The 12,207-nt window shown below is 57.0% G+C and carries 11 protein-coding genes; all 11 read right to left on the bottom strand.

The window, feature by feature from the left end; translation table 11 throughout:
* A partial coding sequence (locus tag HY788_10190) for a hypothetical protein (GenBank protein ID MBI4774532.1) occupies nt 1-698 on the bottom strand: 698 nt, incomplete at its 3' end.
* A 224-nt stretch (nt 699-922) separates the two neighbouring features.
* A complete protein-coding gene (locus tag HY788_10195; GenBank protein MBI4774533.1) occupies nt 923-1,855 on the bottom strand; it encodes a methylenetetrahydrofolate reductase in 933 nt (310 codons plus the stop codon).
* Nucleotides 1,852-2,520: a methylenetetrahydrofolate reductase C-terminal domain-containing protein gene (locus tag HY788_10200; GenBank protein ID MBI4774534.1), complete on the bottom strand. Its 669-nt coding sequence runs from the start codon at nt 2,518-2,520 to the stop codon at nt 1,852-1,854. Before HY788_10200 ends, HY788_10195 begins: the two co-directional genes overlap by 4 nt.
* Complete coding sequence (locus HY788_10205) at nt 2,462-3,001, bottom strand: hydrogenase iron-sulfur subunit (GenBank protein ID MBI4774535.1); 540 nt, start codon at nt 2,999-3,001, stop codon at nt 2,462-2,464. Before HY788_10205 ends, HY788_10200 begins: the two co-directional genes overlap by 59 nt.
* Before the next feature lie 455 nt (nt 3,002-3,456).
* On the bottom strand, nt 3,457-4,512 hold the full coding sequence (locus HY788_10210; GenBank protein MBI4774536.1) for a hypothetical protein: 1,056 nt from the start codon (nt 4,510-4,512) through the stop codon (nt 3,457-3,459).
* A 125-nt stretch (nt 4,513-4,637) separates the two neighbouring features.
* Complete coding sequence (locus tag HY788_10215; GenBank protein ID MBI4774537.1) at nt 4,638-5,144, bottom strand: rubrerythrin family protein; 507 nt, start codon at nt 5,142-5,144, stop codon at nt 4,638-4,640.
* Nucleotides 5,145-5,343: 199 nt separating this feature from the next.
* The gene (locus HY788_10220) at nt 5,344-7,536 is read right to left on the bottom strand and encodes an LPS-assembly protein LptD (GenBank protein MBI4774538.1); all 2,193 of its coding nucleotides are present in this window, start codon (nt 7,534-7,536) and stop codon (nt 5,344-5,346) included.
* Nucleotides 7,537-8,030: 494 nt separating this feature from the next.
* Complete coding sequence (locus tag HY788_10225) at nt 8,031-8,912, bottom strand: hypothetical protein (protein ID MBI4774539.1); 882 nt, start codon at nt 8,910-8,912, stop codon at nt 8,031-8,033.
* Nucleotides 8,913-8,914: 2 nt separating this feature from the next.
* Nucleotides 8,915-10,159: a nucleotide sugar dehydrogenase gene (locus tag HY788_10230; GenBank protein ID MBI4774540.1), complete on the bottom strand. Its 1,245-nt coding sequence runs from the start codon at nt 10,157-10,159 to the stop codon at nt 8,915-8,917.
* Nucleotides 10,152-11,012, bottom strand: coding sequence for a glycosyltransferase (locus tag HY788_10235; GenBank protein MBI4774541.1), 861 nt, complete (start codon nt 11,010-11,012; stop codon nt 10,152-10,154). The genes HY788_10230 and HY788_10235 overlap by 8 nt, the downstream gene beginning before the upstream one ends.
* A gap of 16 nt (nt 11,013-11,028) precedes the next feature.
* Nucleotides 11,029-12,183, bottom strand: coding sequence for a radical SAM protein (locus tag HY788_10240; GenBank protein MBI4774542.1), 1,155 nt, complete (start codon nt 12,181-12,183; stop codon nt 11,029-11,031).
* Nucleotides 12,184-12,207: the final 24 nt, after the last annotated feature.

Consider the following 12,207-nt stretch of genomic DNA (forward strand, 5'->3'; position numbering starts at 1 on the left):
TAGGGCTCGAGCGCGGGCGTAATCGCATCCGCTTTCAGGAACATCATGGTTTCCAGGGCGTGAGCCGCTTCCACTGCGGAAAGCAACACGTTTTCACCAGGAAAACCAATGGAGGGTTCCTGAAAGAGAAGGGGCAGGGGAAGCTCCAGCAGAGGCGGTACATCGGAAAGCAGAGACATGTCCCGGTCGAACCTCAGTTGCGTTTGCCTGCGGGAAAGCTCGATACAGGTGCTGATATACTCGCGGCCGTGGATCCCGTCCCGAGTCGGACGCACGATCTCCGACATGTCGGTCCAAAGGCTGTCGAAACCTTCTCCTACGAAGGGACCCCGATACCCGGCCCCGGAGACCGGTATTTTACCCGTGTGCGCCTGAAACCAGGTCCTCAGGATAACGTCCGGCTTATAATACCGGTCTCCCAGTCTGCGGTATTCCGGATTGACCACTCTCGAGAAGATGCCTCTGGTGCACTGCTGGATGCAGCGAAAACAGCTTTTGCACGCATAAAGGTACTCGGGCTCGTCCATGGATCGTTCGTGCAGGCGGTTTTCCTCGAAAATGTCATATACGCAGGCCTTCTTGACGCAGTGGCGGCAACTGCCCGCGCAGTCCTCCCGGAATTCAATGGTGGCGTACTTGCCCACCGGCTTGAAACGAGGCGGAGCCGTTTGCGTGTGAACGTGATATTTCTTCGGCATGCAATCGTTTTCGAGGGGAACCTTTTAAAAAAGGTTCCCCTCGAACTCCCTTCCCAAATCTCTTAAGTCCGTTTTGGCCGCGTTGCGGCCAAAACGGACAAGTGCACGTGCGAGCTTCCTATAGGGATAGAAGCCAAGGCAACCCCGACATCGAGGTTCCAAGGGGTTCTATAAGGCCATTCAATAAAACCCCGGTATCGGCGATATCAGCAGGAAGTTCGCGTCTAGTCCATCGCAGGGCGCGGGTAAAGACGGGCGCCTTCCACGATTTCTCCGACTTTCTCTTCCCACTCGATGGCCATGATGTGGATTCCATGAACGCCTTCGATTTCGCGGAGTTCGGCGATCGTCTCGACGCACATCCGGATGCCTTCACCGGGAACCTCTTTGGCCGGTACGCCCGCCATCCGTCGGATCACTTTCTCGGGGACGTCCATGCCGGGGACTTTCCCGGCTATATACTTCGCCGCGGACACGGACTTGAGGGGCGTCACACCGGCCAGGATGTGGACTTTTTCCGTCAAGCCCTGATCGCGGGCCCGTTGCATCCATTCCCGGAAGCGTTCGAGGTTGAATACGCATTGGGTCTGAATGAAGTCCGCTCCTGCTTCGATCTTCTTGGCCAGCCGCAGCACCCGAAACTCGAACGGGTCGGCAAACGGGTTGGCCGCGGCCCCGATAAACATCTTCGGCGCCGTCTTCAGTTGAGTTCCGCTCATGTCGTGGCCGTTTTCCCGCATGTCCCGGACGGTTCGGATCAATTGCATGGAATCGATGTCGAATACATTCATGGCGTCGGGCTGGCTTCCAAAAGACTGATGATCTCCGGACAGACACAACAAGTTTCTTATGCCCAGGGAATAGGCGCCAAAAACATCCGACTGAAGTGCGATTCGGTTTCGATCCCGGCAAACCATCTGCATAACCGGCTCGATACCCGCATTCAGGAGATGCACGCACCCGGCGATGCTGGACATCCTCACCACAGCCGTCTGATTATCCGGCACATTCACGGCGTCCACGTAGCCGTTCAAGACGGCGATCTTCTTCCGTATGGCCTCGACATCCGCACCACGGGGCGGACCGCATTCCGCTGTGACGGCGAAACTGCCGCCGGCCAGGACGCGCTGGAGACGGGTCGGGGTTTCAGCGCTCATATGACGTGATCCTCCCTGAGCAGTTTTCGCGGCCCTCCGGCGCTGCCGGAACGCCAATCCGTAGGAGGAAAGTAGGCCTTCAGGTTGTCGAGTTGTCCCAGCGCGGTCAGCCGATCGATGATGAGTTGCCACGCGCAGTCGGTTTCCGGGTTCACCTCGCATTTCCCGCTTCGAGAACCCCCGCAGGGACCGTTCAGCAGTTTCTTCGCACACCGGGTGATGGGACAGACGCCGCCGAACACGGCCAATCGGCAATTACCGCAACCGGAGCATTCTTCCGTGAAGAGACCCTGCTTTTCCAATACGCCGATGAAACCGGTATTGACTCCCGGCAGTACGGGAACGCGGGCAAACCGGCGGGCTATGGCCTGGACTCCGGCGCCGCACGCGAGAGACAGCACCGCCTGGTTGCGGGCGACGGATGGCGCGGACGTCCCGATAAACTCATTCTCGCATTGGCGCTCGATGGTGAGTTCCTCGACCGAGATCGGTTTTCTTTCCTTTTTGAACGCAAGACGTAGTGCGGACGCCAAAACCGCCACCTCATCTTCTCCGCCTGCGAAACAGGTTTTCACGCAGGTGCCGCAACCCAGGATGAGTAGCCGTTCATACGGCCATACGAGTTTTTTGATTTCCGCAAACGGTTTCTGCTCTCCTACAATCATCCTTCATCTCCGCAAACGTGAGTTCGTATTGGTCCTGGTCCGGACTCTTGGTGATGGACGTGGGTCCGGAAACGCTCGCCGGGTCGGCGGCGGGATTGGGTCCCAATTCCCGGACCACGGCAACGGTCCGTAGAATCATCTGAAGGGTTTCCGCTTCGTTTCCCGATTCGAGGCTGACCGCGGACAAACGGTCTCCTTGAATCCCGATCTCATCCAACAGACGCCGGACTCTTTCGATCCGCTTTCTTGCCCGAGTGTTGCCTTCCACAAAGCGGCACTCTCCTTCCGGGCACATCCGGACAACAACTGCATCCGCTCCGGCTTCGAAAGCCTTTAAGAGGTAGACCTCCTTGGTCATCCCTGAACAGGGCATTTTTACCGACCGGATTTCGAACGGGTGACCGTTGTCGGTGTTCAGGAACTCCATGTCTTCTAATGCGTTGATGCAGTGAAAAATCGTAATCCTCGGTATCCAATCCATGTCATCGCCTCACCATATCGAGGTTTTGAAAAATGTTGTTGCTTATAGTCAATGATAATGAAGGTTGGTGTTCATTCATGTATCGCCTGACTCTGCTGAACTTTGTTAATGCACCGTTAAATTTCTATTGATGGAAAATCCTCTGTCACCGTTATCTATGTTCAAGTTGAACCCGAAAGGGCGGGTTTTTCTCGATTTGTAATAGAACGAAAAAAGGCTCCGGGAAACCATGCGCTTGACCTACGGATCGAAAACGTCGACGGATCGGCATGCTTTCGAAAAGCCGCTTTGATTGAAACCCACTCCCCATGGTTGCATAAAGTGCAGGACCATACCAGAGTGACCTTTTCCTGTCAATAAAATGTGTTGAGGGGATTACGCGGAGGGCGTTGGCATTTTTAGAAAACAAAGGGGCGGTTTTCACGCCGTCCCATACCACTCCGTGAATACATGCGTCAGGCGGGTTTGTTTCGTTCGTTCAAGATCCCGGCCGCCTGCCGGATGTCCTCTTTGATAATTCCCGCGGAGGCTTCGAGGGCTTCTCGAACGTCTTCCACAGGCAACTCGTACACGACTTCGACTCCGTGGGACCCGATTCGCGCGGGGACACCGAAGCTCATGGAGTCCAGGTTGTCCTCTTCCTTCAAGAGCCCGTATTCGTGCTCGATGATGGCGACCACGGGTTGCACCTCGGGCTGTCCGGAAATAATACACTGGAGCATCCGGCCCGCGGCTTTCGCAGGTCCGGCGGAAGCGCTCTGTCCCGTTTCGTTCACAAAATGCGTTCCGCCTTTCTTGGCGTCTTCGATGATGTCCCGGATGACTGCGGGATCGATGCCCTGGGATTCAATGAATACGGGCAAGGGCACCCCGCCGACCGAGAAATAGTTCGGACTGACGACCATCGAGTCGCCGTGATCCCCGAATACAATGCCGTGCATATCGTTGCCGGAAAGCCCCAGTTCGAGGGCAATCGAGTGGCAGATGCGTCTCGAGTCCAGGTTTCCCGCCTGGCCCATCACGTGGCTTTTAGGAAAACCGGTGACCTTGTACGCCACCCATGTCATGCTCGTGACCGGGTTTCCCAGGAACACCAGGATCGGGAGATCCTCGGGCGGACAATCCCGGTAGAGGTCACGAACCTGCGTGCACGTCTTGGCAATGACACCCGTGTTGACGGATAGAAGATCCCTTCTCGATTGGCCCTCTCCCCGGGGGACGCCCACTCCGAAAAAAATGACGTCGAGTCCGGCCATGTCTTCCACGCGATTGGTGCCGATGATGCGGGGACCACGAAGCGTGTTGGCCTTGAGGTCGTCAATCCAGGCGCCGGCCCTGTTGTTGTAGGTCCCTTTGGGTCTTCCGTAAAACACGATCTCCTTGCCCAGGCCCTCTTCCAGCAGATAAAGCACCACGTCCCTGGAAACGTTACCGAATCCCCAGACTCCAATCCGGTCTCTCTCCTTGATGCTCTTTAACGCTTCCCACTCTTTCTCGAGGTGTCCGTCCATCACTTACCTTCGATTGAGGAAAATGTGAGCCGACGTATCGGTTCGGTTCGATGATGTTGTCCCGCCGCGGATGCGCCGGGACCGGTCCATTCATATGCATTGGAAGATTCAAGCAAAATTGGAATCTAGCCCATGCGTTTGAACATTTCCTTTCCCTTGCCGCACGCCGGGCATTTGTCCGGTAGGGTTCCCTCGACCGTATAACCGCAATATTGGCACAAATAGAGGTCTCCGAGTTCCACGTCCTCTCCCTTTTTGGCGGCCCGAACGGCCTTATCGTACAGTTCCGCGTGGGCCTTTTCCGCCTCGTTGGCCCAGAAAAACGAAGCCAGCGCGTCGCTGTCGCCGTCGCGTTTGGCCTGATCCATGAACATGGGGTACATGCCGGTGTATTCGTCCTTCTCCCCTCTCCACGCATCTTCCAGGTTTTCCATGGTGGACTTGACGCCTCCCAGAACCTTCAGATGATTGTGCGCGTGAAAGGTCTCCGATTCGGCCACGGCACGGAAAAGCCTGGCAATGCCCGGAAGACCGTCTTCTTCAGCCTTCTTGGCGAACGCCAGATAGCGACGGTTGGCTTGTGACTCGCCGGCAAACGCTTGTTGCAGGTTTTTCGTCGTTTGGTTTCCCATGATGTATCTCCCTTGTGATGCAGGTTTTTCATTTACAATCAGTATGTTTGGTTGCCGAAAAAATATCAGACGGGACGGGCAATGTCAACGCAGCCCCGCGCCGTGAGCAGATGGACCGATGCGTCTCTATTGAAAGAACCGCAGCTCTTTTTCGAAATCGGGAGGATATGGGAAATTTCTCGAAAATACGTTCATCGGCTTATCCCAGCCCCCCTCTGACAGGGCCGGCCTTTCCAATACCGAGCAGATTGAACAGGATCTGGAATCGCGATTCATTCTCCTGTTTTTCAAACGAAACCTCGACCCCCCAGCACTGGAACATCATTTGAACTCCCACTCCTGTTTCAATCGTCCTGTTTCCCTCGAGGGACCGCTTGTTACTTCCAATCAGGAAAAACCATTCCGTGACTTTCAGGCGAACGTAGGCGTTCAATTGCTCGATACGGTCACGTGTGAACCGATAATCCAGGCCGAAGGCGTCTCCCCTGTTATCCTTTGCCAAGAGATACGTGTTGAAGGTCCGAAACTCGCTGTCATAGGGATCTAATATCGCGTCCGAGAGAAGTTGGACGGTGCTCAACGGATACAGTTCCAGCTCGAAATGCAATCCTGAAAACGGATCTCCTTCGTCCTCTTCAAAGTCCGGTTCCTCCCGGTCTGACTCCGTGATATTGTAGTCCTGGCTGATTTTCAGACGGCAGATGTCCCTGTAAGTCCTCGATCCTTTGGGCAGGTCAAACCGGGCCGTCCAAACGTTGAGGAAGCCGTACGAAACCCGATTCGAGTTACCGATGTCATCCTCCAAATCGAAATGCGGCGTCTCACCGGATTCGTCCACCGTTCGGTAATCGTATCGAAGGAAGGGTTTCACCTCGTGTCGAATCCGGCTCATCCCCCAGAAGTCCGCATGGTACACCCTCGAAACAATCGTATTGGCCTCGGCTCCCAGAGTGGCGTCCCAGCGGGAAGCCGCACCCTCGTCCGCGTCGGCTTCAAGGCGTTCCACGTAATACAGGGTCTCGTTGAAACCGGCGAACGGGGTGAGCACAATGCCGCCGGGTATCTCATAGGGCAGGGAAACAGCGGGAGCGGCGTTCAGTCGGTGCCCTTTGTTTCCGTCTTCGCTCCAGAAATAGGTGTGCCGGGCATCCAGCCCGCCGAAAAGAGAAGAATCGAACAGGGGCAGATCCGGTACGGAGAGCATAAGGGCAGGCAACTGTTGGGGCGTGGCGTCCACCGGCTCGCGCACCAGATCCTGGTAATAAGTCAGGCTCCCGTTCATGCCGACGTTTGTCCAATTTTTCGTCGCCGCGGCTACGGACTTTCTGTGCAAAGCCGTGTCATCTCCCAGATTTCTATGGAAATCGTTTGAAAAGGCCCGGTCCGAATCCCGGAATCCGCTGAAAGAAGAATTGAATTCTCTCAGAAAATCCTGGTCGCTGGCCAGATCCAGATCCATTTTCACTTGAACGTCGTAGGGCAGATTCTGGTCGTGTTTGGAGCGTAACCACCATCGGCTTTCATTCGTGCGGGAGAACTGGTCGTCGTAATAGTTGTCATCTTCCAGTTGATCGTGCAAATAATCGAACTGCACCATTCCCCGGGACTCGTCCGTCTCGAGATAGCGGAACTCGAGACCTTGTTTCAGACCGCGTTCGTACATGTAGTGCTCGTAGAACGTAGCGTCCGTCTGGTCCGAGATTGCCCAGAAAAAAGGAAGGTCGATTCCCGCACCGCTCCTGCTCGAGTACTCCGGCCGGGGTATGAGAAAGCCCGTCTGACGGGTGACCTTGGCCGGAAAAATGAAATAAGGCGAATAGAGTACCGGTATATCCTTGATTTCGAAGACCAGGGACCGGATCGTAGCGTAACCGTCCACGGTCAAATCGATTTCCCCGCCGCGGAACCGCCAGGCGGGGCAATCTCCGTCGCAGGTAGTGAGAGAGCTGTCAGTAAGATGGAAACGATTTTCGTCGGTTTTTTCGATGGTTTCCCCTGTGAGGTAGTAATGGCCTTCCCGAATGAAAAGTTTGCCGGCCCGGATCTTGCCCACACGCCGGCCCAGATCGACCCAGAGATGCTCCCCTCCGGCCATACCCGCGGGAGTCACGATTACAACGTTCCCCTCTGCTTCCGCTTGTTGAAGTTTCTGGTAATAAACGACCCGGTCCGCGGTCAGTTCCCGGTCTTCCTGATAGATCCTGACATGGCCCGTTACAGTGATGAGGCCCTGGTCCTGGTCGTATTCGGCTGTGTCCCCTTTCACGAACCAGGGGCCTTCCCCGAGATCGAAACTGATGTCGGAGAGGGGCTTCACCGGCGCGGCCCACGCCGCCGGAAAGAATAGAAAACAGCATGCGGCAACGAAGAAAGCCGGCTTTAGGAATCGCACATTGAACATCTTCGGCCGTGTCGGGCGCATAATGGAACCGTCATGGGTGCTGAGGAAGTGAGTACGCAGGAAACTAGCACACGGTTGGAAACGCGGCAACCGCGAATTGATCCAAATCGTTAACGGATAAAACAGCGTGCGCGCCGATGACTTGTCAGGAAACGAGAATTCTTTCAGCGAATGGGAGGCCGAGGAAAAGACCGGTCCGGAAAGGCTCGAGGTTATTTCCGGGGAGTATACGGATTCCGCTCCTTACTCTTGCGCATGGCCGCGTATATCGGCGAAGTGTATCCGTTCGCGGGATATCAGGAGAGACCCTTAGGAATCCGCTTATGATTGTGTCCTATGGCGGTATCCTGGGGGGTGGCGCGGACAACAAGTAGTCCGGGCCACCCATCCACCGTCGACGTCCGAGCGAGTTGACCGCACGGGAGCCGTAGATACAAGTTTGGGTCAGCGAGCACAGCGGGCGCAACCCAGCATATCCGGCTTGCTCACGAGGACGTGTTCTCTTTGTACACCTCTTTCAAATCCTGGTATTCCTTCTGAGGTAATCCGTATTTGAACTTGTATCGTTCGCTGCCCTCGAAGCACATGAGCGACGCATCGGCCCTGACGCTCAAGGGCATGCGGTCCGTGGCCGCCGCATACACACCGCAGTTGAAGGCCCATTTGGCCGTCTTCTCCGGAGAGGCTCCGGGCTTCAGCGGATGGCTGTACGGATGCTCGATATGCAGCATGCGGAAACGATCGGGAGGCGCCAGGACCCGCTGCCACCCGAGGTCCCCAGCCTTGACCACCACCCAGGAATCCATGGAACCCGCGGTGAGCAGGAACGGCGGCGTTGGAATCAGGTGCTTGCGGCCATCGGTGGCGCGCAAGGCGAAGAGATCCAGGGCGGTCCATTCCTCGGGCCGGGACTCGGAAACGGCCCGCTGGAAATCCTCGACCGTGGCGAGCCCTTTGTGAAACGTCCAGTTGTGACGGGGCAGGCTGTACAAGGTGTCCCGTTCGATGTACTGCTGCAGCCAGGAGCAGATGCCGGGCCCCAGAACGATATCGCCGTTTATGTACACAAAGATCTCGGTGTCGCAGTCCATGAGCACGGTTTCGAACATCAGCTTGAAGCTGTGAAGCGGTCCCGGAAACAGGTAGTGCCGGTACCACGGAATCACCACGCAATCATACCCGTGTCTGGAAGCGTATTCCGCGGTCTCCACCTCCGAAGGCCAGCAGATGAATTTGACCTTGATTCCGTCGGTTTGTTGCCAGTTCAGTCCCTGCAGCACGGTCTCGTTCCGTTCGATCCACTCGCCCTTGAAGGTCCTGAACGCCACGTACACCGTGATGTCACGTATTCCGGGTTTGACTTCCATGCTTACTCCATGAACCTCAGCACCACCGTGTTTTCGGACAGGTTCCGCCGCCAGGACTCGTCCTGAAACTCGGGCCAGGGGGTGAGAATCGCCACGACATCGGCGTCCCGGACGCATTCGTCCAGGCTTCCACAGACTTTCCAGTCTCCCGTCGCGCGGGCCATGGGATCGTAAACCGCCAGCTCGAGTTCCGGATGGTCCGCCGATAGTTTTCGGGCTACATCCAACGCCTGGGAGCATTCCACCAGGGGAGTGTGCGGTTTGTACGCCAGACCCAGCAGAGCGACTCGAGGCCCGTTGCGCCGGGCGGCGTCCCGAATTCTCGCGGTTACACGCTGAACCTGGCTGTCATTGATCTCCAACACGGCTCGTTGGAGCCCCGTATATCCGCGGACCTGTTCCGCGAAGCGGATAAACGCCTGATTGTCTCTCGGAAAGCACGGTCCGCCGAAGCCCAGCCCGGGTCGGATGTACTTACTCCCTATGCGGCTGTCGCGCCCCAGAATGGTCATGATGGCCCTGGGGTCGGCCTGCGGGAGGTTTTCACACAGGGCGCCTATCTGATTGGCGAAACTGATCTTCATGGTGCAGAAGCAGTTGATCGCCAGCTTGGCGATTTCCGCGTTGAGCACGCCCGTCCTCGCCGCATAGGGACGATGCTCGCACACCCGATCGTAAACGGCTTGCAGAGCATCCCCGGTCTCCGGGTCGGATTCGCCGATCAGCAAGAGATCCGGATTCAGGAAATCCGAAATTACGCTGCCGATGGCGACGAATTCCGGGTTGTAGGCGTATCCGAGATCCTTCCCCACCTTCTTGCCGGTCTCGCGTTCGATCAATGGGATAAACCGATCCTGGCCGGATCCCGGCATGACCGTGCTGACCACGTTCACTACAAAACGCGTTTTCAGATCTTTTAAAGCCGGCGCCATGCCTGACAGCACCGTCAGGACAGCTTCGTTCGAGAAAGAGCCGTCGGACAGGGAAGCGGTGGGCACCACGATAAAGGCCATATGACTCGCCCGGATCGCTTCCCCGAGATCCGTTGAAAAGCACAGGTTTCCCCTGACCTCGTCCAACAATTCGGAAAGCCCTGTCTCGGGAAAGGGGGCCTTGCCTTTCTCGAGTTCGGCCACGTAGGATTCCCGGATGTCCACACCGATGACCGGGTATCCTCCTCGAGCCAGGCACGCGGCCGTGCAGAGACCCAATTTCCCGAGTCCCACAACGGAAATCGCCTCAATCATGTTCATCTCTCCGGATTTCCCGCAGGAAACGTCTAGCTCTCCGGGCGCACCGGATGCTCTCCCGCATCAAGTTCTCGTAACCGCGGTTTCGCCATGCAGCCGGTTCCGCGGGATTGTCCGGATCGTGTTTGCGGACGCGGTACAGCACCCTGGGCACATGCTTGAATCGGCATCCGGCCAGAGCGAAGCGGAAGAACATGTCATAGTCGTTGGCGTTCCGGTAGCCGGGGTCGTAGTATCCGACCTTTTCATGCAACGACCTCCGATAGAGTTTGCACGCGCCCAAGTGGAACCAGTCCGCCAGGCAGGTGCGAAACGTGTACTCGGGCTTTTCGAGGCGCTGCAGGATGCGGCCTCCATTATCCACCACGAACATGTCCGCATAGACGAAATCCGCTTCCCCCGTTTCGAGGACTTGCACCATTTCGCTCAGAGCGGTGGGCAGGAACGCATCGTCCGCCACCAGGTATGTGCAATAAGCGCCCGTGGCCCTCGTGAAACCCTCGTTGTAGGATCGGGTGGCGCCGATGTTTTCGTCGCTTTCTAAAACCACCACGCTGCGGCCGGCCGGATATCTCTTCCCACAGGAGCGTATCAGGCGCTCCTCGCCGTCCGAATCGTCCATTCTATCCAGATACGAGACCTCGTCCTGCTCGATACCTCGGAGGTAGTCTCGCATGATCCGGTCGGTTCCATCCGTCGAGCCGTGATTGCAGACAATCACTTCGATATTCGGGTAGTCCTGGAACAGAACGCTGTCCAACGCCTCGGGCAGGGTCTGTGCCTGGTTGAACGTCGGCACGACGACGCTCACCAGAGGTTGTTCCGCTGCTTTTTCGGGAGACCACTCCATCCATCGCATCCTGCTTTCAGATAAACCGGTAGGTCATGGAATCCCCCTGGATCACATGCTCGAAGATCTGGTTGTGGGGCTGATACGTACACCTAGGGCATTCCTTCAGGTTCAGGGAATCGAATATGGCCCAGTGCGCTTCGGATCCCCAGATTCGTTCCACTTGAGCAAAATCCGTAAATCCCTCGCTGAATTCGAGTCGGCCGTCCCCACGGCGATCGCAGCACAACCCCACGTTGAAGTCGCCGCGCCCGGCTTCCACGGGAGGCATGAACACGGCCGTCATAAAGACGGCGTGGCACCTGTGGAACCGGTTGGCTCGGTTCAACAGGGAATCGAACTTATGCGTGACTCCATAGACGCCGAAGGTTTCGTCCTCGAGACTCCGCGCCTCGGAGATCTGCCGCGCGAGTTCATCTCGCACCTCGGGGCCGAACAACCTCCCCCTGTTTCCGGGCAGCCGGTCCCAGGGTATCCCGCCGGGCCTGAGATGAAAATTCCGGCAACCGAGTTCTTTGGCTTTACGAACGGCAGGCAAAATGTCCCGGGCATTCCCGTTCCACAAGAGATATTTGTAAGTCACGCCGTATCCCGGCCGTTCCGTTCCCAGGCGACATCCATTCTGTTTGACGGCCTCGTTGAGCAGACGAATGTTTTCGGTCACCCGGCCGAATCGGTCTTTTCCCTTGAGTTGCAGATAGAGATCTTCGGAACCCGCGTCAACCGACACACCCACCCATGTGCATAGAGAGAGCGCTTCCACATGCTCGTGGATCCGGGTGCCGTTGGTCACAACGCCCACCTCGATGTTCCTGCTTGTGCAAGCCTCGATGAAATCCCCGATATAAGGGTGCAGGAGGGGTTCCCCGCCTCCGGCAATGCACACGGATTCGACTCCCCGCGGCCACTCGGGACTTCCCCGCCATCGTGAGAGACCCTCCGCCAGCTCTAGGAGGGCACTCCTGTTCATGGCGCGATTCCTGCGGTCCAAAATGTACCCGGCGTTGCACCACGGGCAAGCAAGGTTGCAGGCGTTGATCGGATCCACCGTGACCAGCACGGGCTGCGGCGCCGGTTTTCCCCGCTCGATCAGCCGCCAGCGATACACGTGCGCGAGCAGTTTGTAGCTGTTGAAAGGGTTCCATCTCCTGGAACCGGACCATTCTTCCACTTTATTCCTTACCGCGAACAGTCC

The organism is Deltaproteobacteria bacterium, from assembly GCA_016208165.1.
GTDB lineage: Bacteria > Desulfobacterota > Desulfarculia > JACQYL01 > JACQYL01 > JACQYL01.

Excerpts from the sequence above, each read along its gene's own strand:
- HY788_10225 (MBI4774539.1), bottom strand. The coding sequence starts at position 8,912 with ATGGAAGTCAAACCCGGAATACGTGACATCACGGTGTACGTGGCGTTC.
- HY788_10215 (MBI4774537.1), bottom strand. The coding sequence starts at position 5,144 with ATGGGAAACCAAACGACGAAAAACCTGCAACAAGCGTTTGCCGGCGAG.
- HY788_10210 (MBI4774536.1), bottom strand. The coding sequence starts at position 4,512 with ATGGACGGACACCTCGAGAAAGAGTGGGAAGCGTTAAAGAGCATCAAG.
- HY788_10235 (MBI4774541.1), bottom strand. The coding sequence starts at position 11,012 with ATGGAGTGGTCTCCCGAAAAAGCAGCGGAACAACCTCTGGTGAGCGTC.
- HY788_10195 (MBI4774533.1), bottom strand. The coding sequence starts at position 1,855 with ATGAGCGCTGAAACCCCGACCCGTCTCCAGCGCGTCCTGGCCGGCGGC.
- HY788_10200 (MBI4774534.1), bottom strand. The coding sequence starts at position 2,520 with ATGATTGTAGGAGAGCAGAAACCGTTTGCGGAAATCAAAAAACTCGTA.
- HY788_10230 (MBI4774540.1), bottom strand. The coding sequence starts at position 10,159 with ATGATTGAGGCGATTTCCGTTGTGGGACTCGGGAAATTGGGTCTCTGC.
- HY788_10205 (MBI4774535.1), bottom strand. The coding sequence starts at position 3,001 with ATGGATTGGATACCGAGGATTACGATTTTTCACTGCATCAACGCATTA.